This is a genomic window from Novosphingobium sp. PASSN1 (assembly GCF_002278815.1).
The window spans coordinates 303,769-326,247 of record NZ_NKIS01000003.1 but is presented as its reverse complement, the minus strand read 5'-3'; the positions used below and the strand labels follow the sequence as shown (position 1 = coordinate 326,247).

The following is a 22,479-nucleotide window of genomic DNA, read 5'->3' as shown; positions in this document are numbered from 1 at the left end:
GCGCGCATGACCGCCGAGGAATGGAGCATCGTCCTGCTGTCGCTGCAGGTTAGCTTTGCAGCGGTCGGCGGCGCGCTGCCGCTGGCATTCGTGCTGGCGTGGGTGCTGGCGCGGCTGCACTTTCCCGGCAAGATCCTGCTCGACGGGCTTGTTCACCTGCCGCTGGTGCTGCCGCCGGTGGTGATCGGCTGGTTGCTGCTCATCGCCTTTGCGCCCGAAGGGCCGGGCGGGCGCTTCCTCGCGCTGTACGGCGTCAGCGTGCTGTTTCGCTGGACGGGCGCGGCCATTGCTGCGGCTGTGATGGCGCTGCCGCTGATGGTCCGCGCCATCCGGCTCAGCCTCGAAGCGGTCGATCCCCGGCTCGAAGCGGCTGCGCGCACGCTGGGGGCGGGGCCGTGGCGCACGTTCGCCACGATCACCGTGCCGCTGGCCGCGCCCGGCGTTCTGGCCGGCGCGGTGCTGGGCTTCGCGCGCTCGCTGGGGGAATTTGGCGCAACGATCACGTTCGTCTCCAACATCCCGGAGGAAACCCGCACCCTTCCGCTCGCGATTTATGCCGCGCTGCAGCTTCCCGGCGGCGATGCGGCCGTCTGGCGGTTGGCGGGGCTGGCCGTGGCTCTATCACTGGCGGCGCTGGTGGCGTCCGAAGCCCTGACCCGCGCGGCGGGGCAGGGCCAGTTGCCCGGGGGCAGGGGCCGCCATGTCCTTTGATATCGACCTGACCTTGCGGCGCGGCGAGCGCACCATAACCTGCCGCTTTGCCGCGCCTGCCGGGATTACCGCGTTGGTCGGCCCATCGGGCGCAGGCAAATCGAGCGTGCTGGAGGCCATCGCCGGGCTCCTGCGGCCGCAATCGGGCCGCATCGCCATCAGCGGCGCGGTGCTCTACGACAGTGCAGCGGTCATCTATCTTGCGCCCGAGCATCGCGCCTGCGGCATGGTGTTCCAAGACTTGCGTCTGTTTCCTCACCTGCGGGTGCGTGACAATCTGACGTATGGCGAGAAGCTCGCCCCGCCCGAACGCCGCTTCCTCTCGCTTGAGGAAACCGCGCGGTTCCTCGATATCGCCCCGCTGCTGGACCGCCGCCCGCGTACGCTTTCAGGCGGGGAGGCGCAGCGTGTTGCCATCGGGCGCGCGCTGCTTTCGGGTCCGCGCTTCCTGCTGATGGACGAACCGCTCACCGCGCTCGACGCTGCGCGGCGCGAGGCGGTGATCGCGGTCATCCAGCGCATCCGCGACGAACTTGCGCTGCCCATCCTGCTCGTCAGCCACGACCGCGCGGATGTGGCGCGACTGGCCGATCAGGTGGTGGAGCTGAGGCTCTAGGGTCCTGACCCTAGATTTCGAGCTGGCTGCCGAGTTCGATCACGCGGTTGGTCGGCAGGCGGAAGAACACCATCGCGCTTTCCGCATTGCGCACCATCCACGCAAACAGCTTCTCGCGCCAGATCGCCATGCCCGGACGCTTCGAGGCGATCAGGGTCTGGCGGGCGAGGAAGTAGCTTGTCTCCATCGGCTTGAACGGCCCGCCCGCGCGCGTTTCGGCGGCGAGTTCGGCGGGCACGTCGGCCTCGTCCATGAAGCCGATGCGGATGATCATGCGGTAGAAGCCGTGGCCCAGATCCTCCACCTCGCGGCGCTTTTCGGGCGGCACGTGCGGCACGTTCTGCGTCTCCACCGTCAGCACCACCACCCGGTCATGCAGGATGTGGTTGTGCTTGAGGTTGTGGAGCAGCGCCGGGGGAATGCCTTCGACGTTCGAGGCCAGGAAGATCGATGTCCCCGCCACGCGCCGCACTTTCTGGCAGACCGAACCGAGGAACACGTCAAACGGCATCGAATCCTCGGCCAGCCGGTCACGCATGATCCGCCGCCCGGTGGACCACGTGCTCAGCATGGTGAAGATGATGCAGGCGCCCACCAGCGGAAACCAGCCGCCATCGGGGATCTTGGTCATGTTGGAGGTGAAATAGGCCCCGTCGATCAGCAGGAACAGGCATGTCAAGAAGCCTGCCACCACCGGCGGCCAGTTCCACACCTTGAACACCAGCACACCGAACATGCACGAGGTGATGAACATCGTACCGGTGTTGGCGATCCCATAAGCCGAGGCAAGGTTGCCCGATGTCTTGAAGCCCAGCACCAGCATCACCACCAGCGCCAGCAGGGTCCAGTTGATCAGGGGCACATAGATCTGCCCCGCCGCGCTCGCGCTGGTGTGGCGGATGCGGATGCGCGGCAAATAGCCCAGCTGCACCGCTTGCTGCGAGACCGAGAATGCGCCCGAAATCACCGCCTGGCTGGCAATGACAGTGGCTGCCGTGGCGAGCAGCACCAGCGGCAGGCGCAGGCTTTCGGGGGCGAGGAGGAAGAACGGGTTCACCACCGTTTCGGGGCGGTGCATGATCATCGCCGCCTGCCCCAGATAATTGAGCAGCAGGCACGGAAACGCGAGGCACAGCCACGCCGCCGTGATCGCGCGGCGACCAAAATGGCCCATGTCGGCATAGAGCGCCTCGGCCCCCGTTACCGCCAGCACGATCGAGCCGAGCGCAAGGTAGGCCATGAGCGGATCATGCGCGAAGAAGCGGTAGGCATGAACCGGATTGAGCGCCCAGAGAATTTCCGGCGCTTCCATGATCCCGATCACGCCGAGCACGGCAATGGTCAGGAAATAGACCACCATGACCGGTCCGAACAGCTTGCCCATCGCCGCCGTCCCGCGCGACTGGATCGCGAACAGACCGATCAGGATGGCAATCGAGATCGGCAGCACGAGATGCTCGAAAACGGGGTTGACCACCGTCAGTCCCTCGACCGCCGAAAGTACCGAAACCGCCGGGGTGATCATCGCGTCGCCAAAGAACAGCGCGGTGGCGGTGAGCCCGAACAAGGCCATCAGATAGGTCCAGCGGCGGTCCGAAAGGCAGCGGCTGACCAGCGCAAGGAGGGCAAGGCTGCCGCCTTCGCCCTTGTTGTCGGCGCGCAGCACGATGAACAAGTACTTCACCGTCACGATCAGGATCATCGTCCAGAACACGATGCTGAGCACGCCAAACACATGCGTCTGGTCCACCTTCAGCAAGTGGTGGCCGACAAAGGTTTCCTTGAACGAATAGAGCGGGGAGGTGCCGATGTCGCCGAACACAACGCCGATTGCACCGACCGCGAGGGTGGTCAGCCCTTCGCTGTGCCCCCCATGCCCGTCGCCATGTCCCCCATGCTCGTCACCGTGGCTGGAAGCACTGGCGTCCAGCGCCGGGGTTACTGCTGCGGTTGAGTCCGAGGCCTCGCCCGCAGGCGTGCTCTCCTGATTTGCGTTGGTCTCCATCGCCGCGCCGCTACTCCTGCCGTGAGGGACTTGCGAGAACTATTTCGGGGCCACCGCCGGAGTTTGACCATCGGGAGAGGCGGCAGGAGTGGCCAGCTTGTCTGCTGGAAGGATCTGGATCGGCGCGGCCGTGCGGGTGGCGGCAGGATCGCGCACCGGGCGTGTGGCCGTGTTGCCGACAGCCGCCACGCCGTCCAGCCCGCGCAGGATCGGCGTCACCAGCGGCACATCGCCGTTGTGGCGCACCTTGCGCGCGTGGCGCTCGGCATCGTGGCGCGGCGCATCGGGCATCAGCCAAGCCTGTTCCAGCGCGCCGGCCGCAGCCAGCACGCGCGCCTTGGCGATATAGGCATTGGCGATGGCGGTGTTCGAATTGCTGCGCGCCACCAGCAGTTCGCGGGCCAGATCGAGCACGTCGAGCGTAGTGATCAGCCCTGCGCGCTGCTGCAGGATCGCGCCTTCATAGGCCTTGCGGGCCGAGGCTTCGGCATCGCGGTAACTGCCGATGGCGGCCTGCTGCGCCTGCCAGTCGTTCCATGAAGCCGCGAGGCTCGCGCGGCTTTCGCGCAACGATCCATCGAGCAGGCGCCAATCCGCATCGTTGGCCGCCATCGCCTCGTTTACGCGCGCCCGGCGCAGGCCGCTTTCGAAGATCGGCCCGGAAATGACCACTTGTCCGCGCAAACCGCGCTGCCGCAGGTCATCGTTGTAGGCGCTTTGCGAACCGTATGTCGCGCTGCCCTGAAAATCGATGCGCGGCATGAGGTCTGCCTTGGCCGCCGCCACGCTGGCCCGCGAAACTTTCTCGCGCGCCTCGGCTGCAAGGATAATCGGGCTATGCGTTTCGGCATAGGCAAAGGCTTCTTCCAGCTGGCGCATGGGCAGCTGGAGCGGGTTGGGCGGCACCAGTTCGCCTGCGGGCACGCCGACCATGCGCAGGAATGTCGCCTCGCTCGACGCGGCATCGCGCTGCGCCGAATAGACTTGCGCTTGCCCGAGCGACACGCGCGTGGCGATCTGCTGCACATCGGTCGCGGTCACTTCGCGCACCGCGAGCCGCGCCTTGTTGTCGCTCAATTGGCGTTCGAGCGCGGCGAGGTTGTCCTTGGCAATGATGACCGAGGCCCGGTCGCGCAGCACGCCGATATAGGCGGAGATCGCATCGAGCAGTGCCTGCTGCTCGGTCGAACGCAGCACTTGCCGCTGGAAATCGAGCTGGGCCAGCGCACCGCGTTCCTGCGAGGCATTGCGCCCGAAGGTGAACAGCGGCTGGTTGAGAATGGCGGACGCCGTCGTCGTCATGCCCGAAAGCACCAGCGTCGGGCGGCCGCGCCGCTGCTCGAAGCTGTCGTGCTGCCAGTTCGAGGCCATGCTGTAGCTGAGCCGGGGGCCATAACCGGCGCGGGCCTGGGTCACGCGGTAATCGACACTGCGCACCGTGGAGCGCTGGGCCAGCAGCGAAGGCGTGGTCCAGTAGGCGAGCCGCAGCGCATCGGTCAGCGTGGACACCGGCGCGCCGATGGAGGCCATTTCGGCGACGTCAGCCGGGGTTTCCTCGGGCAGTTCGGGCCGCATGGCGATGCGTTCGGCAGTGGACATCGCGTCATCGTCGCTGCCGTCCGCCTGCGCATCGCCCTGATCGCGTGCGCTGTCCGGATCGTCGCTGCCATATCCGGTGCCCTGCAGGCCGCCAGTCTGCACGCCGGTATCAGGCGGTCCCTGCATGGGCACCGATGCGGGGGCCTGGGAGGGGGCCTCCTGCGCCGCTGCGGGGGCCAGCGCCATGCAAGCGGCACCGGCGGCCAGCAGTGCGGCGCGCAGGGAGATGGGGGCAGGGGACATCACCGAGCAGCCGTTCAGTTGTCGCGGAAGGCGCGCATGAACTGGTCCATGAACGGCTTCGTGAGATAGGAGATCATCGAACGGTGGCCCGTCTCGATGAAGACTTCGGCGGGCATCCCGCTGCGCAGCGCCAGCCCTTCCTTCTTCACCGCGGCGAGGTCCACCTCGATCCGCACCATGTAGTAGGCCTGGTGCGCTTCGGGGTTTTCGGTGCGGTCGGTCGCGACATATGTCACCCGGCCGAGGATTTCGGGCGTGGTCGGCCGGTTGAACGAGCTGAACTGCACCCGTGCAGGCTGCCCCTTCATCACCTGATCGATGTCGGTCGGGCTGATCATCGCCTCCACCACGAACGTATCGCGATCGGGCACGATCTCCATGATCGGTTCGGCCGGGCGCACCACATCGCCCATCGCGGCAAAGGCGATCTTCTCGATCACGCCGGTATAGGGCGCGCGGATTTCGCTGCGGTCCTGCTGGTCGGATGCGGCCACGCTGCGCAGCTGCTGCTGGTTGAGCGCAGTGTTGACTTGCGCCAGTTCGGTGCCTGCCTGTACGCGCCGCGTCTGACCCAGCTGGATCGATTGCTGCTGCGCTTCGGTGATGCGCGCACGCGCCTGCGCGATCTGCGCCTGCAGCGAGCCGACATTGCCATCCAGATCGACCGCCGTGCGTTCAAGCTGGTTCAAGCGGTTGATCGTGACGAGCTGCTTGTCCCACAAGTCCTTCACGCCCTGCCGCTCCGGCTCGATTAGCTTGCGCTGCTGCTTGAGCGCGGCCATCTGCGATTCCAGCCCGCGGATTTCCTCGTTGTATTGCAGAACCCGCGCCGCAAGCTGGGCGCGCAGGCCGGCTTCCTCGGTCTGGCGGATCGAGAACAGCCGCGCTTCGTCGGCCATCGCCTTGGCCGCGCTGGGATTGGCGGAATTGGTCAGCTCGGGCGGGAACACGAGCTTGCCCGATCCGAGCCGCTCGGCCTCCAGCCGCCCCTTCTGCGCGAGCAATTGTTCGACCGTGAGGTTGGAATACGTCGCGTCCGCGCCGGTCACGGTGTCGTCGAGCCGCATCAGGAGCTGGCCCTGCTTCACATGCTCGCCGTTGCGCACGTAGATCGCCTTGATCACGCCGCCGGTGGGGTGGGCAATGCGTTTGACCCGCGATTCCACGCCGACCGCGCCGCCGCCGATCACCGCGCCGCCCATCGGGATCACCGCCGCGAGCACGAACAGCACGATCAGCAGTCCGCCAACCGTGAAGAGCAGTCGCTTGAGCAGGACCGGGGCCTTGGCCTTGTCCGCGCCATCCTCACCGAACGCGGGCAGGAGCTGGCGCGCGGGATCGGAAATGGTGGTGGGCATGTTCATGCGGTCGGTTCCTTCGCCGGGTTTCCACCGGCCCCGGCATTACCGGCACCCTGCTGCGCGTTCGGCACTTGCTGAGGATTTTGGGCCTGCATGCGCTGCATCACTTCATCGCGCGGGCCGAAATCGGCAAGCCGCCCGGCATTGATCACTGCAAGGTGGGTCGATGGTCCCAGCGTGGCCGGGCGGTGTGTGATCATGATGACGATCCCGCCGCGTGCGCGCATTCCGGCAACGGCATTGGCCAGCGCCGCATCACCCGCCGCGTCGAGATTGGAATTGGCCTCGTCCAGCACCAGCAGGAACGGATCGCCATAAAGCGCGCGCGCCAGACCAACACGCTGGCGCTGACCCGCGGAAAGCTCCACCGCCCCGGCTGAAACCGGCGTTTCATACCCATCGGGGAGGGCAAGGATCACTTCGTGCATGCCGGCCGCCTTGGCCGCCGCCATGATCCCTTCGGAAGTCGCCTCGGGATCGAAACGGGCGATGTTCTGGCCGATCGTGCCGTCCACCAGATCGACCGTCTGCGGCACATAGCCGAAATAGCTGCCCAGCGTTTCCGGATCCCACTGGTCGAGCGTTGCGCCGTCGAGCCGCACTTCGCCGCGATTGGGCTTCCAGATGCCAAGGATCGCGCGCACGAGCGTGGTCTTGCCCGCCGCGCTCGGCCCGATCACCGCCAGCACTTGTCCGGGCGTAAGCGTGAAGGAAACGCCCGACAGCGTGAAACGCTGCGTCCCCGGGGGTGCCACCCAGATGTCGCGCACCGAAAGCTCGCTAGACGGGCGTTCCAGCGTGACGCCGCGCGCAGACGGCTTGCGGAACGTGGCCACGGCCTGCGCGATGCGGCCCCAGCCGGTGCGCGCGGCCACGAGGCCCTTCCAGTTGGCAATCGCCTGATCGACCGGCGCCAGCGCGCGGCCCGAAAGCACCGAGGAGGCGAGGATCACGCCGCCGCTCGCCTTGCCATCGATAACCAGCAGCGCGCCGACCGAAAGGATCAGCGATTGCAGCAGCATGCGGAACGCTTTGCTGGCCCCGCCGAGGCGCGAAACCGTGCGCGAGAGGTACGACTGCGCTTCGATGAAGTTGTTTTCCCAGCCCGCCGTGCGTGCCACCAGCCGTTCTTGCATGCCCATCGCGAGCGCGCTTTCGGCGAAGCGGATTTCGGAGAGCGCAGCGGCAGAGCGGCGCCCGGTGATGTTCGCCAGTTCGCGCGATCCGGCCTGGGTGCGGCGGTTCGAAACGATGGCGATGCCCGCCATGATGAACACACCCGCCAATGCGGTGAGGCCCAGCCACCAGTGAAGGGCAAACAGCACGATCATGAACATGATCACCCAGGGCAAGTCGATCAGTGCGATCGGCCCCTGGCCTGCAAGGAAGGTATGGATGGAATCGAGATCGCGTGTGAACTGCAGTCCGTCGCCCTTGTCTGCTCCGGCGCGCAAGGGGCGTGTCACCGTGGCATAGTGGACCGCCTCGAACAGATCATCGTGCACGCCGTTGGCAATGCCGAGCAGCGCTTCGCTGCGGATCGCCTCAAAGATCGACTGGAACGCGTAGACCAGCAGCAGCATGCCGAACAGGCCGATCAGCGTCGGCACGCTGCGGCTCGGCAGCACGGAATCGTAAACGAGCAGCATGTAAGCCGAGCCGGCGAAAACCAGCACATTGAGCATCACGCTGGCGATGCCGACCAGAATGAGTCCACTGCGGTAGCGCCCGGCAAAAAGCCGCATAAATTGACGATCTATGCTCATAATACTCCTGACGAATGGCGGCTAACCGATCGGGCCGAACCCATCAAGGGCGTTTGTATCCGCGATAGCACGGCGAGGACTGCGTGGGTCTTGGTGCTGAGCCGTTGGCGATCTGCCGTGGTAGGCATTTTCCGTCATCCCCGACAATGCGCAGGCCTTGTCGCGTGCCGAGGGGAAAACTGCCGGACAAATGTTACATTTCTGCCGAGCTGCGGAATGAAGATTGGCGTTGCGCCTTTCTCGCTCACATCCGCAGTGAGGCGATGAGTGCCTAATCCAGCGCGGGCAGGCTGAACTGGCGCGGCGGAGCCATGCGCAGCGCGTCCGAGAGTTCGATCACCAGCGCAACTGCGCGCGCTTCGGCAGCCGTCAGTCCGGAGAAGTCGGGCAGAAACGCCCGCACGGCCTGGCTTAGGTTGCCGGGGCTTCGCTCCAATTCGGAGCGGTATTGTTCGAGCGTGGTACAGCCATCGATCAGCGCCCAATCGATCCCGCCGGGGCCGGGGCGCTGATGAAAGGCCCACAGCGCCTGCACCGCCCGCTCCATCGCGATGCGCGCAAGTTCGCCAACGCCATCGGGCGATGCGCGAGCCTTGAGTTTCTGGCGGTAGCGGCGCTGCCGCTCGGCGTTGGTGAGAGCCATGACGGCGATAGTGATAACAGTTCCTGCGCTGCACAATCCGCAATGGCGGTTACGTAACAGTGCCTAGCTGCGCACTGTTCCCGGACTGGTTGACCTTGGTCAATTCCTGCGCCGTCTCGCCTTGCTAGGACGCAAACCACCGGGAAGACCCGGCGTTTCAGCGAAAGACGCGCCCATGCTGCCAGCCCCGCACAGCCCTGATTCGCGAGCCTTGCGCCGCTCGATACCTGGCACCGCCTTGTTCGATGGCGAACTGGCGGAACGCGGCTTCGCGCTCAACGCGATGTGCTTTTCCTTCAACGATGCGGCCAACCGCGCGGCCTTCCTCGCTGATGAGGACGGCTATTGCGGCGCCTATGGCCTGACCCCAGCGCAGCGCGCCGCCGTGGCTGCGCGCGATGTGCCTGCGATGCTCGCGGCGGGCGGCAACGTCTATTACCTCGCCAAGCTGGCGGGGATCTTCGGGCTGAACGTGCAGGATCTCGGCGCATTGCAGACTGGGCAGAGCGTCACACAATTCAAGGCCATGCTGCTGGAAGCCCGCAATGCGGTCGATCCGGCAATGGCAGGGCTGCATGTCGCGCCGCGCGCCCGCTGCCTTGAAGATAGCAGCCGGGAGAACGCATGATGGCACAGGTTGTCGGCGGCTATTTCACCAGCCATGTCCCTGCCATCGGCGGGGCGATCCAGCGCGGCGATCAGCACGAGGCCTACTGGAAGCCGTTCTTCGATGGCTTTCCGCCGGTGCGCCAGTGGCTTGCCGATGCCGCACCCGATGTTGCAGTGGTGTTCTACAACGATCACGGGCTTAACTTCTTCCTCGATGCCATGCCCACGTTCGCCATTGGCGCGGCGGCATCGTATCACAACGCGGACGAGGGCTGGGGCCTGCCGGTCTACAAGAGCTTCACTGGCCATCCGAACCTTTCGTGGCACCTGATCGAGGCGCTGGTCGAGGCCGAATTCGACATGACCACCTGCCAGAAGATGATGGTCGATCACGCGCTGTCGATCCCCTTCGAGCTGGCTTGGCCCGATGCCGAGGCGTGGCCGGTGAAGCTGGTGCCGATTGCGATCAACACCGTGCAGTTTCCTCTGCCGTCGCCTCGCCGCTGCCTCGCGCTGGGCCGGGCGGTGGGCGCTGCGCTGCGCGCGTGGCCGGGCAGCGAAAGGATCGTGGTGATGGGCACGGGCGGCCTTTCGCACCAGCTCGAAGGCGGGCGCGCCGGGTTCATGAATCCGGATTACGACCGCTTCTGCCTCGATAACCTTGCGTCCGATCCCGATGCGCTCACCGGGCACACCGCCGAGCAGGTGGCCGAGCTGGCCGGCACGCAAGGGGTGGAGATCCTCAATTGGATCGCGGCGCGCGGGGCGCTGGGCGATGCCCCGCAGACCATGGTCATGCGCAACTATCATGTGCCGATCAGCAACACCGCTGCGGCCACCGTCGTGCTTGAGCCGGCGTAGTCGGGAGTCGTATTAGTGGGGCCAGTGTAGTCTGGCAGGCCGCGGGCCTTATTCGCCGGGATCGCCCACCGCGAGCAGCGCCAGTTCGGTGCGGTTGTCGATGCTCAGCTTCTGGTACATCGCGTGAAGGTAGACCTTCACCGTACCTTCGCCGATGCCAAGCTCGCTGCCGATGTCGCGGTTGCGCATCCCGCGCGCCACGAGACGGGCAATCCGCCGCTCGCGCTGGTTGAGCCGTTCGAGCGGTCCGCCGCTGTCCGCGCTTAGCGAAAGGTCGAGCGCGCGCTGCAGCAATGCGGGGTCGATGGCCTTGCCGCCCGCCTCGACCTTTTCGAGTACCTCGACAAGCCCGCCTTCCGCCCCGTCCTTGTGCACGATCCCTTCAACCCCGGCGCGCATCACCGCCAGCAGCTGGCGGTCGTTGATCCCTGCAGTCAGCAGCACGACCGCGCGCTTGTCGCCCTTGGATCGCAGCGCTTCGAGGGCCTGGACCCCGTTCATGCCGGGCATGTTGATATCGAGCAGCACGATCGCGGGATCATGCGTCGCGATCGCGGCAAGGGTTTCCTCGCCGCTCGCGGTGCCCGCCACGACCTGGAACCGACTGCCCCGCAGCACGGCTTCGACACCGGCACGAATGAAGCCATGGTCATCGGCAACAAGAACGGGGATCATCAGGCAATCCTGTTTGGCAAGGCGATTTCAAGCAAAACGCCCGGATGGTTATGGCAGATCGAAAGCGTTCCGCCCAGAGCCTCGACCCGTTCGCTGATCGAGCGGGGGCGGGGCGGGGCGCTGTCGGCCGGAAAGCCTTCGCCGTCGTCGGCGATCCGCAAGGTCAGGCCGGGGCCGCCAAGCCCCACCGCAACCACCACTTTGCCGCAGTGGCCGTGACGGGCGGCGTTGGCCACCGCTTCGCGCAGGACCTGCCGCAGTTCGTGGGCAAGCCCGATGGAGACAGGCATTGGCCGGATCTGCGGCTCGAGCTGCACTGCGATGCGCCAGTGCTGGCTCATCTCGCCGAACAGGGTTTCCAGTTCCTCCACCAGATCGGTGCGGCGGTCGCCTTCCTCGCCGCGGCGCAGGCGCTGGATCATGGCGCGCAATTCCCCCTGCTCGCGCCGCAGCGCGGCCTTGAGGTCATGGATTTCGCGGGTTGGATCATGGCCCTCGCGGATCCAGCGCGAAAGCGCTTCCAGCCGAAACAGCGTGCCGGCGAGGAACTGGGCGACGCTGTCGTGCAGATCACGCGCCAGCGAATCCCGCAGCGCAGCCGCGGAAGCAGCCTGCGCCAGTTCGGCCAGATCCTCGCGGTCAAGCTCTGTGCTGAGATGGTGCCCGATCGCCTCGACCAGCGGCAGATCATCGATGCACATGTCGGGCACGCCCCAGATCAGTAGCTGGCCGGGGCCTGCCGCCGTCTCGAACGAGACGATCATGGCTTCCACGATGCCGCAATGCGCAGCGAGCGGCGCGTTGACCGGGCCGGAGATCGCGAGCGGATAGGATCCTGCCCGGCTGGTGATGCGCCGCCCGCGCGCCCGGTCGATCAGCGCCGCGCGGTCGGGTTCGCCAAAGCTGCCTTCGAGCGCTTCGGGGCCGAGCCGGTCGACGATGACGGCATAGCCGGTGTCGCGCAGCACCTCGGTCCATGGTTCCTCACCGTGCGGCACCGCGATGGCGGCGCCGCTCGCCTGGAGCGCGCCGCGCACGAAAGACAGCGCATCGACGAGAATGGCATTGCGCCGCTCGCCCGGCGTGCCCGGCGTGCGCGGCATGGAGGCTATGCGCGGGCCGCGCTGCTCGCCGCCCAGCCACACCATCATGATCGAAAGCACGCACAAGTACATCAGTCGCCGGCCATACCGGTAGGGCTCTATCGGCAGATCGAGCGCGAACAGGCCCGCACCGATCACCACGTTGAGCAGCACGAGCGCAACCGAGGTCAAGGCCACCGCGAACCAGCCCCAGCGCAAGGTTGCGCTGATCAGCAGGAATGCGGTCAGCGCCATGAACGGGCTGTTGAAATCGGCGCGGGTGGCTTCGGAGAAATAGACCGCGATCACGAAGGCCAGCGTATCGACTGCGTGGACCCACGGAGCGAGGCGGAATTCCCACCACCAGCTGCGCCAGGCAATCACGATCAGGGCGGTGGCACCCGCAAGATAGCCAGCGAGCAGCCCGAACATGACATGGCCGCCAGTGCTGCTGCTCCCGCTCTCCGACGGATCGATGGAAAGCGCGATGAGAAACACGAGCGCCATCGCCGCGCGGCTGGCCGCAAGGACCTTGCCCGTTCGCCGTGCGAACATCCGCGAACGCGTCACGTGCTTACTCTCCGGTTAGGGACCAATTTAACCTATGTTAGGGGAGATATGATTTTCTGAGTCGCGCCGCAATGCCGCAGGTTTGGCTGCCGGGGGCTCAATCGCTACGCATTAGACGAGTTGGTCTTGCGGTCGAGACGTTATTAATCCATTTTTACTGCCGCAATGGCGCAATCGGGGTGGTGGTCAACCAACATGAGCAAGTCGGACCAGACTGTTGCCGCGCCGCCGCCGCCGGTTGAGGCTGGTCCATCAGGGCAAGTGCTGGGGCCGGTTCCTGGCGCAGGGGCGTCACCATTGCCCGACACACTCTCCGCTTTGACAGATAAGCAGCGTGCCGTGCTCGATTTGCTGATCGAGCACAAGACCTCGAAAGAGATCTCGCGCATCCTCGGCATTTCCCACCACACGGTCGACCAGCGGATCATGCTGGCCCGTGCGAAACTGGGCGTCACCACGCGCGGTGAAGTGGCCCAGGCCTATCGCCGCCTCGTGGCGGATCCGGCTGCTCCCGTGGCCGTGAGCGATGCATCCATGGCAGATGCATCCATATACGAACGATCCGTATACGATTTTTCCGACGTCGCGCTTCCGATCGATGCGCCGCAGCATCTGGAACGGGAAGACATGGCGGACTGGGTCAGGCCGCAGCAGACCCGCCGGGATGCGCTGGCCAGTGAAACTCTGGCAAGATCTACGCACCATGGCGGCGATGCTCTGGCCGAACCATACCACCACGTCCTGCCGGAGATGTTCGACGGACCTTACGGGACATATATCAGGCTTGGGACCATAGCGGTCTTTGCCATGTTCCTGATCCTGATCGTCATGGGTGGGTTGGCGATGTTTGCGCAGCTTTCGCAGATCATCGCGCACTGATCCATGGGCCGCCCTGGCCCGGATGAACTTCTCCTCGCACTTGGATCAAGGCGGGCCTCGTCAGGGCCCTGGCATGGAGAGACTGGGATGACTGCTTTCACACACGACACGACGCCGGAAATGCCGTTTTCGGTCGCGCAGCTGCGCATCGCCCGCGATCTGCACCAGGCAGAAGCCGCGCTCGACGAAGCCCTGCTGCGCCAGGCGCAACTGCTGCAGACCATGGTCGGCGCGCGGCGCGGCACCGGGGTCGGGCCGTTTGTCGGGCAGGAAGCCCTGATGCGGCTGGTCAAGAGCCAGCAGGCGATGCTTGATGCCGGTGGCGAACTTGCCCGCGTCCATGGCCGGCTCAGCGCCATCGCGGTGGAAACCTGCGGCGGCAATGATGCCTGCCCGCCCGCCGCACTGCTCGAAGGCGAAGATCTCGCCGATACGGGCATGACTGCAGCGGTTCAGGCGGCCTGATGCCGCATTGGTCCGCCGCTTTTCGGGGATCCTGATGCGCCATGGCCTGGCTGTGGATCCTTCGCATAGCACTGATCGCCACCGTGCTGTTCGCTGCCCGCAAGGGCGACGAACCCGAACGGCTGGTGGCGACAGTGCTGCTTTCCACATTCGCGCTGGATGTGGGCAATCACATGCTGTTCGGCGATCCGGCCTGGTACACGGTCAACCCGGGACACCTGGTGATCGATACCTGGGCTTTCTTCACCCTGCTCTGGGTGGCGCTCTACGCCAATCGCGGCTGGCCGCTGTGGGTTTCGGCCTCGCAAGTGCTCGTCGTGCTCGGTCATGCCGCCAAGCTGTGGGACGTGGACATGGTGCGCCGAGCCTACTGGACGATGACGCAGATGCCTTTCCTGTTCCAGCTTGTGGTGCTGGCAATCGGCACCGCGGCGCATGTCGAGCGCCGTCGGCGGATTGGTCGCTATCACTCCTGGCGGCTCGCATGAGCGCGCCTGCCCGAAACCACCGCCAGACGGCATCCATCGCCCGCGGGAGCCTCGCATGACTGCACGCATCACGCGCCGCCTTGATCGCACCGGTCGCCGCCGCGCCGGCTTGCGCCGCATCGCTCTGGCAGCGCCGCTGCCCGAACCGGTCGCCGCCGCCGAAACTGCCATGCCTGCACAGCGGGAACCTGTCGGTGCCGATATCACGCCCTCGGCCGCCGCTGGCCTGCAGCTTGCCTCTTCGCGGATCACGTCCGATGCGCTGCTGGCATTTGCGCGGGAATGCTATGCCATCCGCCGCCGCCGTGATCGCCATCTGCCCTCAGACCTGTTCGGCGAACCGACGTGGGATATCCTGCTCGATCTCTATGTCGCCACGCGGGAGGACCGGCCTGTGCCCACCACCAGCGCCTGTATCGGGGCGGATGTTCCGCCCACCACGGCGCTGCGCTGGCTGCGCATCCTCGAAGCGCGCGGGCTGGTCGAGCGCGAGGACGATGGCCGCGATGGCCGCCGCACGTTCGTGCGCCTTTCCGACCGGGGCCTTGCCGCGATGGACGATTGGCTCCACGTGGCGCTGGCCACGCTCGATCACACGGTCGGATCGATCCTGCGCCGTTCAGTGCCGCTGGCCGAGGCGGCGGAGTAGGGCGCGAGGCGGTTTGGAAGTGCCCCGCAAGCCCGGCCCGCCGCCTGCACCATGCTTGACCGGCGGGCCGATCCGGCTTAAGGGCGGCTCGTCCCGAACGGCCTCAGGCCAATCGGTTCAACAGAGCTGAACATTGCCGGTGCGCGGCAGGTGGGGCCTCGAGGGCGGATTTCCGTCATTCGTGGGTCCCTCTTGTGTTTGGTCCACATGCTTGCCGAATCGGAGCAATCCGAAACGGGGGCAGGGCCGGGCAACCCCGTAATCCGTCAAAGTAACCCGGTGGCGATTGCCCCGGGTGGAGCGTTTTCGGCTCATGCAGCGCCCGGGCGCGAGGCCAGAATTGGTCTTGCCCGCCGCTGGATGAGAGCATCCGCAAGCCTTCACCCCGGTCTGCCGCGCCCGCAAACCAAGGTGAAGAGTCCTTCATGCCTACGATCAACCAGCTGGTCCGCAAGGGCCGCGAACCGCAGAAGACCAAGTCGAAGGTCCCTGCGATGGAGCAGAACCCGCAGAAGCGCGGCGTCTGCACCCGCGTCTACACGACGACCCCGAAGAAGCCGAACTCGGCGCTGCGCAAGGTGGCCAAGATCCGCCTGACCAACAGCCGCGAAGTGATTTCGTACATTCCGGGCGAAGGCCACAACCTGCAGGAGCACTCGGTGGTGCTCATCCGCGGCGGCCGTGTGCGCGACCTTCCGGGCGTGCGCTACCACGTGCTGCGCGGCGTTCTCGATACCCAGGGTGTCAAGGACCGCAAGCAGTCGCGTTCGAAGTACGGCGCCAAGCGTCCGAAGTAAGTTTCATCTGGGATCGGAATCGCAAGGCAGGCCCGGCTGGGCCAGCCGCGTTCCGAAGGAGTACGCAATATGTCTCGTCGTCGTCGTCCCGAAAAGCGGGAGATCCTGCCGGATCCGAAGTTCAACGATCAGATCCTGTCGAAGTTCATGAACAACCTCATGCTCGATGGTAAGAAGTCGGTCGCTGAAAGCATCGTTTACGGTGCCATGGAAACCATGCAGACCCGCGCCAAGGCGGATCCGCTGCAGCTGTTCCACGATGCGCTCAACAACGTGAAGCCGCAGATCGAAGTCCGCAGCCGCCGCGTCGGTGGTGCGACCTACCAGGTCCCCGTCGAAGTGCGCGTCGAGCGTGCGCAGGCGCTGGCCATCCGCTGGCTGATCACTGCCGCGCGCAACCGCAGCGAAACCACGATGGCTGCGCGCCTTTCGGCTGAGCTGCTCGATGCTGCCAACAATCGCGGCAACGCGGTCAAGAAGCGCGAAGACACCCACCGCATGGCCGATGCCAACCGCGCCTTCAGCCATTATCGCTGGTAAGGATCGGTGCCCAAGGGGGCCACTGGTTTGTCACAAGATGAACAGGCGGCCGTCTTGAAAAGGTCACGCTAAGCACACTATGGGGCGGGCCGGCATTATCCGGCCCCTCCCGAACCCAAGGAAACTCCCATGGCCCGCAGCCATCCGCTCGAGCGCTATCGCAACATCGGCATCATGGCGCACATCGACGCCGGCAAGACCACGACGACCGAGCGCATCCTCTACTACACCGGCAAGTCCTACAAGATCGGCGAAGTCCACGACGGCGCCGCCACGATGGACTGGATGGAGCAGGAACAGGAGCGCGGCATCACGATCACGTCGGCCGCCACGACCTGCTTCTGGAAGTCTGACAGCGGTGCGGGTGAAGACTACCGCATCAACATCATCGACACCCCCGGGCACGTCGACTTCACGATTGAAGTCGAACGTTCGCTGCGCGTGCTCGATGGCGCGGTGGCTTGCTTCGATGGCGTTGCGGGCGTGGAGCCGCAGTCCGAAACCGTGTGGCGCCAGGCTGACAAGTACGGCGTGCCGCGCATGTGCTTCATCAACAAGCTCGACCGCACCGGCGCGAACTTCAAGTACTGCGTGCAGTCGATCATCGACCGCCTCGGTGCGAAGCCGGCCGTGCTGTACATCCCCATCGGGATGGAATCCGAGCTGCGCGGGCTGGTCGATCTCGTTTACAACCGCGCGATCATCTGGAAGGACGAATCGCTTGGCGCTGACTTCTTCTATGAAGAGATTCCTGCCGATCTGGCTGACGAAGCTGCGATCTACCGCCAGGAGCTGATCGAACTTGTCATCGAGCAGGACGATGCGGCGATGGAAGCCTATCTCGAAGGCAACGAGCCCGATGTGGCGACGCTGAAGGCCTGCATCCGCAAGGGCACGCTGAACCAGTCGTTCGTGCCTGTGGTCTGCGGTTCGGCTTTCAAGAACAAGGGTGTGCAGCCCTTGCTTGATGCGGTCGTCGATTATCTGCCTTCGCCGCTCGACATCGAAGACGTCCAGGGCGTCAAGATGGACAGCGACGAGAAGGACAGCCGTCCCGCCAAGGATGACGCACCGTTCTCGGCGCTGGCGTTCAAGGTGATGAACGATCCGTTCGTCGGCAGCCTCACCTTCATCCGCATCTATTCGGGTTCGCTCGCCAAGGGCACCTACCTGAACTCGGTGAAGGACAAGAAGGAGAAGGTCGGCCGCATTCTCGAAATGCACGCCAACGACCGCAAGGACATCGACGAGGCATTCGCGGGCGACATCGTCGCGCTGGCGGGCATGAAGGAAACCACCACCGGCGATACGCTGTGCGCCGAACGGTTCCCGATCGTGCTTGAACGCATGGAATTCCCTGAGCCGGTGATCGAGCTCTCGGTGGAACCCAAGACCAAGGCTGACCAGGAGAAGATGGGCATCGCGCTCAATCGTCTTTCGGCCGAGGATCCCTCGTTCCGCGTGTCGACTGACCACGAAAGCGGCCAGACGATCATCAAGGGCATGGGTGAATTGCACCTCGACATCATCGTCGACCGTATGCGCCGCGAATTCAAGGTCGAGGCCAACGTGGGCGCACCGCAGGTGGCCTACCGCGAATACCTCGGCAAGCCGGTGGATATCGACTACACCCACAAGAAGCAGTCGGGTGGTACCGGCCAGTTCGGCCGCGTGAAGGTCAAGGTCACGCCGGGCGAGCGCGGTTCGGGCTTCGTCTTCAAGGACGAGATCAAGGGCGGTAACATTCCGAAGGAATATATCCCTGCCATTGAAAAGGGCTTCCGTGAAACCGCACTGACCGGTTCGTTGATCGGCTTCCCGATCATCGACTTCGAAGTGCTCCTTTATGACGGCGCATACCACGACGTCGACTCGTCGGCACTGGCCTTCGAAATCTGTGCCCGTGCAGCGATGCGCGAAGTGGCGAGCAAGGCCGGTATCAAGCTGCTTGAGCCGATCATGAAGGTCGAAGTGATCACGCCGGAGGACTACCTCGGCGACGTGATCGGCGACATCAACTCGCGGCGCGGCCAGATCCAGGGCACTGACAGCCGGGGCAATGCCCAGGCGGTTGTGGCCATGGTCCCGCTGGCGAACATGTTCGGCTACGTGAACCAGCTCCGCTCGTTCACGCAGGGACGCGCGAACTACTCGATGTTCTTCGATCACTACGACGAGGTCCCGGCAAACGTCGCGACCGAGATCAAGGCGAAGATGGCGTAAGCTTCAGCTTGCATAAGCAAGCGGATCAATCTAGGGGCGGCGCCTGATTCAGCGGGCGTCGTCCTATCCCCGCAGTATCTGCAATTTCAAAGAAGAAGGTTTGAGCAATGGCCAAGGCTAAGTTTGAGCGGACCAAGCCGCACTGCAACATCGGCACCATCGGTCACGTCGACCATGGCAAGACCACCCTGACGGCAGCGATCACCAAGGTGCTCGCGGAAACCGGCGGCGCGACGTTCACCGACTACGCGAACATCGACAAGGCTCCCGAAGAGCGCGAACGCGGCATCACCATCTCGACTGCACACGTCGAGTACGAAACCGCCAACCGCCACTATGCGCACGTCGACTGCCCGGGTCACGCTGACTACGTGAAGAACATGATCACCGGTGCTGCCCAGATGGACGGCGCGATCCTGGTCGTGAACTCGGCTGACGGCCCGATGCCGCAGACCCGCGAGCACATCCTGCTGGCGCGTCAGGTCGGCGTTCCCGCGCTGGTCGTGTACATGAACAAGGTCGATCAGGTTGACGACGAGGAAATTCTCGAGCTCGTCGAACTGGAAATGCGCGAGCTGCTGAGCTCGTACGGCTTCGAAGGCGATGACATCCCGTTCGTCAAGGGTTCGGCTCTCGCCGCGCTCGAAGGCCGCGACGATGCCATCGGCCGCGATTCGATCAACGCCCTGATGGCCGCTGTCGACTCGTGGATCCCGCAGCCCCCGCGTCCGACCGACAAGCCGTTCCTGATGCCGGTGGAAGACGTGTTCTCGATCTCGGGTCGCGGCACCGTCGTTACCGGCCGTGTCGAGACCGGTATCGTCAAGGTTGGTGAGGAAGTCGAAATCGTCGGCCTCAAGGACACCCAGAAGACCGTCGTGACCGGCGTCGAAATGTTCCGCAAGCTGCTCGATCAGGGTGAAGCCGGCGACAACATCGGCGCGCTGGTTCGCGGCGTGAAGCGTGAAGACGTTGAGCGCGGCCAGGTGCTGTGCAAGCCCGGTTCGGTCACGCCGCACACCGAGTTCACGGCTGAGGTCTACGTGCTGTCGAAGGACGAAGGTGGCCGTCACACGCCGTTCTTCGCCAACTACCGCCCGCAGTTCTACTTCCGCACCACCGACGTGACCGGCGAAGTGATCCTCCCCGAGGGCACCGAGATGGTCATGCCCGGCGACAACCTGTCGCTGTCGGTCAAGCTGATCGCTCCGATCGCGATGGATCCGGGTCTGCGCTTCGCAATTCGCGAAGGTGGCCGTACCGTCGGTTCGGGGGTTGTCAGCACGATCACGAAGTAATATAGGCCGCGCACCGGCAGGAGATTCGCTCTCCTGCCGGTCCGGTTTTTATGGATCAGCGGCCCGCTTTCTCCTCGCTTCATCAGCTGGGGCAGGGTGAGAGGGCGGAGCGGCTGGTCTTTTTGTTTTAGCTCTTTCGCATCGGTTAACGGACATGGACGCCCAGAATATCCGCATTCGCCTCAAAGCCTTTGATCACCGCGTGCTCGATCAGGCCACCGGCGAAATCGCTGACACCGCACGCCGCACCGGCGCGCTGATCCGGGGCCCCATTCCGCTTCCGACGCGCATCGAAAAGTTCTGCGTCAACCGCGGCCCGCACGTGGACAAGAAGTCGCGCGAGCAGTTCGAGGTCCGCACCTACAAGCGTCTGCTCGACATCGTGCAGCCGAATGCCGCCACGGTCGATGCGCTGATGAAGCTCGACCTTGCTGCTGGCGTGAACGTCGAGATCAAGCTCGCGTAATAGTTTTCGCTTCTGCAATTTGCAGAAGTACCAGAGTTTTGGAGGCCACTGAGCCTCCCAGACAATGGGATACCTCCGGCGCCGCTCCTCAGGGGGCAATAGCCGGGCAAGCGTCCCCCGTTCGCTCCTGTTCACGCAGGGGCACTCAGCCCGGACGGGGCGCGTTTCACATACGGGCTGAACACGCCTCGTGGGGATGGTCCCCGCAAGGCCTCTGTAAGGAGTATGGTCATGCGCACCGGCGTGATCGTTAAGAAGCTCGGGATGACCCGAGTTTTCCAGGACGACGGACGGCACGTGCCGGTTACCGTCCTGGCGCTTGAAAACTGCCAGGTGGTCTCGGTTCGTACCGAAGAACGTGACGGTTACGTCGCGGTTCAGCTCGGCGCGGGTCAGGCCAAGCAGAAGAATGTCGCCAAGCCGCAGCGCGAGCACTTCGCCAAGGCTGAAGTCGAACTGAAGATGGAAGTCGCCGAGTTCCGCGTCGCTGATGATGCGCTGCTCGAAGTCGGTTCCACCATCGCTGCCTCGCACTTCGTGCCCGGCCAGTATGTCGACATCACCGGTCACACGCAGGGCAAGGGCTTCGCCGGCGCCATGAAGCGTTGGGGTTTCGGCGGTATGCGCGCCACCCACGGCGTGTCGATCTCGCACCGTGCGCACGGTTCGACGGGTAACCGCCAGGATCCGGGCCGCGTGTTCAAGAACAAGAAGATGGCCGGCCACATGGGCGACCGTCAGCGCACCCAGCAGAACCTCGAAATCGTCCGTACCGACGATGAGCGCGGCCTGATCTTCGTCAAGGGCTCGGTCCCTGGTTCGAAGAACGGCTGGCTGCTCGTGCGCGATGCGGTGAAGCTCGACCGTCACGCCGAGGCGCCGTACCCCGCCGGTCTCAAGCAGGCCGCCAACATGAATGACACGGCTGCGGCCGACACGCCGGCGGAAGACACCGCTGCGGTCGAGACCACTGTCGATGGTCAGGAGGGTTAAGCCCGTGAAGGTTCAGGTCCTCAATCTCGATGGCACTGCAGCTGGCGAAGCCGAGCTGTCTGATGCCGTGTTCGGTCTCGCTCCGCGTGCCGACATCCTCCACCGCATCGTTACCTGGCAGCTCGAAAAGCGCCGTGGCACGGCCCGCGGAGCGCGTGAGCGTTCGGACGTGGCACGCACCGGCAAGAAGCTGGGTAACCAGAAGGGCGGCGGCGGCGCTCGTCACGGTGACCGCGCAGCTCCGATCTTCATCGGCGGCGGCAAGGCTCACGGTCCTCGCGTCCGTGACTTTAACCCCTCGCTCAACAAGAAGATCCGCGCGCTGGGTCTGAAGATGGCGCTCTCGACTAAGGCGCAGTCCGAAGGTCGCGGCCTCGTGGTGATCGACTCGCTCGATACCGACGGAAAGACTGCCACGCTCGCGGCAACGCTGGCCAAGGCGGGCTTCGGCAAGAAGGTGCTGGTCATCGACGGCGACGCGGTGAACGACAACTTCGCCCGCGCTGCGCGCAACATCGTCGGGGTCAACGTGCTCCCGGCGGTTGGCGCCAACGTCTACGACATCCTGAAGCATGACACGCTGGTGCTGACGCGCGCTGCGGTCGAAAAGCTGGAGGGCCGCTTCAATGGCTAAGGAAGGCATCGACACGCGTCACTATGATGTGATCGTGGCACCCCACATCACGGAAAAGACGACGCTGCTCAGCGAGCACAACGCCGTGGTCTTCAAGGTCGCCGACAAGGCAACCAAGCCGCAGATCAAGGCTGCGGTTGAAGCCCTGTTCGACGTGAAGGTCACCAAGGTGAACACGTTGAACCAGGACGGCAAGACCAAGCGCTGGAAGGGCAAGCCCTACAAGCGTTCGGACTTCAAGAAGGCGATCGTGACGCTGGCTGAAGGCCAGTCTATCGACGTCACCAGCGGTATCTGAGGCGCATA

The 22,479-nt window shown here is 64.9% G+C and carries 23 protein-coding genes; 16 read left to right on the top strand and 7 right to left on the bottom strand.

Annotated elements, in window-relative coordinates:
- Positions 1-6 precede the first annotated feature (6 nt).
- The gene (gene modB, locus CFE35_RS07330; protein ID WP_292929509.1) at positions 7-711 is read left to right on the top strand and encodes a molybdate ABC transporter permease subunit; all 705 of its coding nucleotides are present in this window, start codon (positions 7-9) and stop codon (positions 709-711) included.
- Entirely contained in the window at positions 701-1,327 is a 627-nt protein-coding gene (locus CFE35_RS07325) for an ATP-binding cassette domain-containing protein (protein WP_292929507.1), read from the top strand. The genes modB and CFE35_RS07325 overlap by 11 nt, the downstream gene beginning before the upstream one ends.
- Positions 1,328-1,337: 10 nt before the next feature.
- On the opposite strand, the gene CFE35_RS07320 is transcribed toward CFE35_RS07325, so the two are convergent.
- The 5 genes from CFE35_RS07320 to CFE35_RS07300 form a co-directional block, all read right to left on the bottom strand.
- Positions 1,338-3,332, bottom strand: a complete 1,995-nt coding sequence (locus CFE35_RS07320; RefSeq protein WP_292929505.1) for a potassium transporter Kup — start codon at positions 3,330-3,332, stop codon at positions 1,338-1,340.
- Between the two features lie 39 nt (positions 3,333-3,371).
- Entirely contained in the window at positions 3,372-5,174 is a 1,803-nt protein-coding gene (locus tag CFE35_RS07315) for a TolC family outer membrane protein (protein WP_292929503.1), read from the bottom strand.
- A gap of 14 nt (positions 5,175-5,188) precedes the next feature.
- Positions 5,189-6,538, bottom strand: coding sequence for an HlyD family type I secretion periplasmic adaptor subunit (locus tag CFE35_RS07310; protein ID WP_292929501.1), 1,350 nt, complete (start codon positions 6,536-6,538; stop codon positions 5,189-5,191).
- Positions 6,535-8,301: a type I secretion system permease/ATPase gene (locus tag CFE35_RS07305; RefSeq protein WP_292929499.1), complete on the bottom strand. Its 1,767-nt coding sequence runs from the start codon at positions 8,299-8,301 to the stop codon at positions 6,535-6,537. The genes CFE35_RS07310 and CFE35_RS07305 overlap by 4 nt, the downstream gene beginning before the upstream one ends.
- A gap of 271 nt (positions 8,302-8,572) precedes the next feature.
- Positions 8,573-8,944, bottom strand: coding sequence for a hypothetical protein (locus CFE35_RS07300; protein ID WP_292929497.1), 372 nt, complete (start codon positions 8,942-8,944; stop codon positions 8,573-8,575).
- Between the two features lie 175 nt (positions 8,945-9,119).
- On the opposite strand from CFE35_RS07300, the gene CFE35_RS07295 reads away from it, so the two are divergent.
- Positions 9,120-9,572, top strand: a complete 453-nt coding sequence (locus tag CFE35_RS07295) for a protocatechuate 4,5-dioxygenase subunit alpha (protein ID WP_292929495.1) — start codon at positions 9,120-9,122, stop codon at positions 9,570-9,572.
- Positions 9,569-10,414: a class III extradiol dioxygenase family protein gene (locus CFE35_RS07290; protein WP_292929493.1), complete on the top strand. Its 846-nt coding sequence runs from the start codon at positions 9,569-9,571 to the stop codon at positions 10,412-10,414. Before CFE35_RS07295 ends, CFE35_RS07290 begins: the two co-directional genes overlap by 4 nt.
- A gap of 48 nt (positions 10,415-10,462) precedes the next feature.
- Here the strand turns inward: CFE35_RS07290 and CFE35_RS07285 are convergent, their stop codons facing one another.
- Positions 10,463-11,089 carry a response regulator transcription factor gene (locus CFE35_RS07285; protein ID WP_292929492.1) on the bottom strand — a complete coding sequence of 209 codons (627 nt, stop codon included), beginning with the start codon at positions 11,087-11,089 and terminating at the stop codon, positions 10,463-10,465.
- Positions 11,089-12,741, bottom strand: coding sequence for a histidine kinase (locus CFE35_RS07280; protein WP_292929491.1), 1,653 nt, complete (start codon positions 12,739-12,741; stop codon positions 11,089-11,091). The genes CFE35_RS07285 and CFE35_RS07280 overlap by 1 nt, the downstream gene beginning before the upstream one ends.
- A gap of 297 nt (positions 12,742-13,038) precedes the next feature.
- Between CFE35_RS07280 and CFE35_RS07275 the strand changes: the two genes are divergently transcribed.
- The 12 genes from CFE35_RS07275 to CFE35_RS07220 all read left to right on the top strand — a co-directional run bounded on the left by CFE35_RS07275 (position 13,039) and on the right by CFE35_RS07220 (position 22,471).
- A complete protein-coding gene (locus CFE35_RS07275) occupies positions 13,039-13,620 on the top strand; it encodes a helix-turn-helix transcriptional regulator (protein WP_292929489.1) in 582 nt (193 codons plus the stop codon).
- Positions 13,621-13,707: 87 nt separating this feature from the next.
- A complete protein-coding gene (locus tag CFE35_RS07270) occupies positions 13,708-14,085 on the top strand; it encodes a hypothetical protein (RefSeq protein WP_292929487.1) in 378 nt (125 codons plus the stop codon).
- A gap of 41 nt (positions 14,086-14,126) precedes the next feature.
- A complete protein-coding gene (locus CFE35_RS07265) occupies positions 14,127-14,573 on the top strand; it encodes a hypothetical protein (RefSeq protein ID WP_292929485.1) in 447 nt (148 codons plus the stop codon).
- A gap of 55 nt (positions 14,574-14,628) precedes the next feature.
- Positions 14,629-15,222 (top strand): winged helix DNA-binding protein, encoded by a 594-nt coding sequence (locus tag CFE35_RS07260; RefSeq protein ID WP_292929483.1) that lies wholly within the window; start codon positions 14,629-14,631, stop codon positions 15,220-15,222.
- A gap of 425 nt (positions 15,223-15,647) precedes the next feature.
- On the top strand, positions 15,648-16,019 hold the full coding sequence (gene rpsL, locus CFE35_RS07255) for a 30S ribosomal protein S12 (RefSeq protein ID WP_054121067.1): 372 nt from the start codon (positions 15,648-15,650) through the stop codon (positions 16,017-16,019).
- A gap of 69 nt (positions 16,020-16,088) precedes the next feature.
- Positions 16,089-16,559 (top strand): 30S ribosomal protein S7, encoded by a 471-nt coding sequence (gene rpsG, locus CFE35_RS07250; protein ID WP_292929480.1) that lies wholly within the window; start codon positions 16,089-16,091, stop codon positions 16,557-16,559.
- Between the two features lie 129 nt (positions 16,560-16,688).
- A complete protein-coding gene (gene fusA / locus CFE35_RS07245; RefSeq protein WP_292929478.1) occupies positions 16,689-18,782 on the top strand; it encodes an elongation factor G in 2,094 nt (697 codons plus the stop codon).
- Positions 18,783-18,889: 107 nt separating this feature from the next.
- Complete coding sequence (gene tuf / locus CFE35_RS07240) at positions 18,890-20,080, top strand: elongation factor Tu (protein WP_292929476.1); 1,191 nt, start codon at positions 18,890-18,892, stop codon at positions 20,078-20,080.
- Positions 20,081-20,234: 154 nt separating this feature from the next.
- Positions 20,235-20,546 carry a 30S ribosomal protein S10 gene (rpsJ, locus tag CFE35_RS07235; protein WP_028639306.1) on the top strand — a complete coding sequence of 104 codons (312 nt, stop codon included), beginning with the start codon at positions 20,235-20,237 and terminating at the stop codon, positions 20,544-20,546.
- 231 nt (positions 20,547-20,777) lie between these two features.
- Positions 20,778-21,539 (top strand): 50S ribosomal protein L3, encoded by a 762-nt coding sequence (rplC, locus tag CFE35_RS07230; protein ID WP_292929472.1) that lies wholly within the window; start codon positions 20,778-20,780, stop codon positions 21,537-21,539.
- Between the two features lie 4 nt (positions 21,540-21,543).
- The gene (rplD, locus tag CFE35_RS07225) at positions 21,544-22,173 is read left to right on the top strand and encodes a 50S ribosomal protein L4 (protein ID WP_292929470.1); all 630 of its coding nucleotides are present in this window, start codon (positions 21,544-21,546) and stop codon (positions 22,171-22,173) included.
- Positions 22,166-22,471, top strand: coding sequence for a 50S ribosomal protein L23 (locus CFE35_RS07220; protein WP_292929468.1), 306 nt, complete (start codon positions 22,166-22,168; stop codon positions 22,469-22,471). Before rplD ends, CFE35_RS07220 begins: the two co-directional genes overlap by 8 nt.
- Positions 22,472-22,479 lie beyond the last annotated feature (8 nt).

Coding starts and splice junctions, on each gene's coding strand:
- modB (WP_292929509.1), top strand. CDS start 7: ATGACCGCCGAGGAATGGAGCATCGTCCTGCTGTCGCTGCAGGTTAGC.
- CFE35_RS07325 (WP_292929507.1), top strand. CDS start 701: ATGTCCTTTGATATCGACCTGACCTTGCGGCGCGGCGAGCGCACCATA.
- CFE35_RS07320 (WP_292929505.1), bottom strand. CDS start 3,332: ATGGAGACCAACGCAAATCAGGAGAGCACGCCTGCGGGCGAGGCCTCG.
- CFE35_RS07315 (WP_292929503.1), bottom strand. CDS start 5,174: ATGTCCCCTGCCCCCATCTCCCTGCGCGCCGCACTGCTGGCCGCCGGT.
- CFE35_RS07310 (WP_292929501.1), bottom strand. CDS start 6,538: ATGAACATGCCCACCACCATTTCCGATCCCGCGCGCCAGCTCCTGCCC.
- CFE35_RS07305 (WP_292929499.1), bottom strand. CDS start 8,301: ATGAGCATAGATCGTCAATTTATGCGGCTTTTTGCCGGGCGCTACCGC.
- CFE35_RS07300 (WP_292929497.1), bottom strand. CDS start 8,944: ATGGCTCTCACCAACGCCGAGCGGCAGCGCCGCTACCGCCAGAAACTC.
- CFE35_RS07295 (WP_292929495.1), top strand. CDS start 9,120: ATGCTGCCAGCCCCGCACAGCCCTGATTCGCGAGCCTTGCGCCGCTCG.
- CFE35_RS07290 (WP_292929493.1), top strand. CDS start 9,569: ATGATGGCACAGGTTGTCGGCGGCTATTTCACCAGCCATGTCCCTGCC.
- CFE35_RS07285 (WP_292929492.1), bottom strand. CDS start 11,089: ATGATCCCCGTTCTTGTTGCCGATGACCATGGCTTCATTCGTGCCGGT.
- CFE35_RS07270 (WP_292929487.1), top strand. CDS start 13,708: ATGACTGCTTTCACACACGACACGACGCCGGAAATGCCGTTTTCGGTC.
- CFE35_RS07265 (WP_292929485.1), top strand. CDS start 14,127: ATGGCCTGGCTGTGGATCCTTCGCATAGCACTGATCGCCACCGTGCTG.
- CFE35_RS07260 (WP_292929483.1), top strand. CDS start 14,629: ATGACTGCACGCATCACGCGCCGCCTTGATCGCACCGGTCGCCGCCGC.
- rpsL (WP_054121067.1), top strand. CDS start 15,648: ATGCCTACGATCAACCAGCTGGTCCGCAAGGGCCGCGAACCGCAGAAG.
- rpsG (WP_292929480.1), top strand. CDS start 16,089: ATGTCTCGTCGTCGTCGTCCCGAAAAGCGGGAGATCCTGCCGGATCCG.
- fusA (WP_292929478.1), top strand. CDS start 16,689: ATGGCCCGCAGCCATCCGCTCGAGCGCTATCGCAACATCGGCATCATG.
- tuf (WP_292929476.1), top strand. CDS start 18,890: ATGGCCAAGGCTAAGTTTGAGCGGACCAAGCCGCACTGCAACATCGGC.
- rpsJ (WP_028639306.1), top strand. CDS start 20,235: ATGGACGCCCAGAATATCCGCATTCGCCTCAAAGCCTTTGATCACCGC.
- rplC (WP_292929472.1), top strand. CDS start 20,778: ATGCGCACCGGCGTGATCGTTAAGAAGCTCGGGATGACCCGAGTTTTC.
- CFE35_RS07220 (WP_292929468.1), top strand. CDS start 22,166: ATGGCTAAGGAAGGCATCGACACGCGTCACTATGATGTGATCGTGGCA.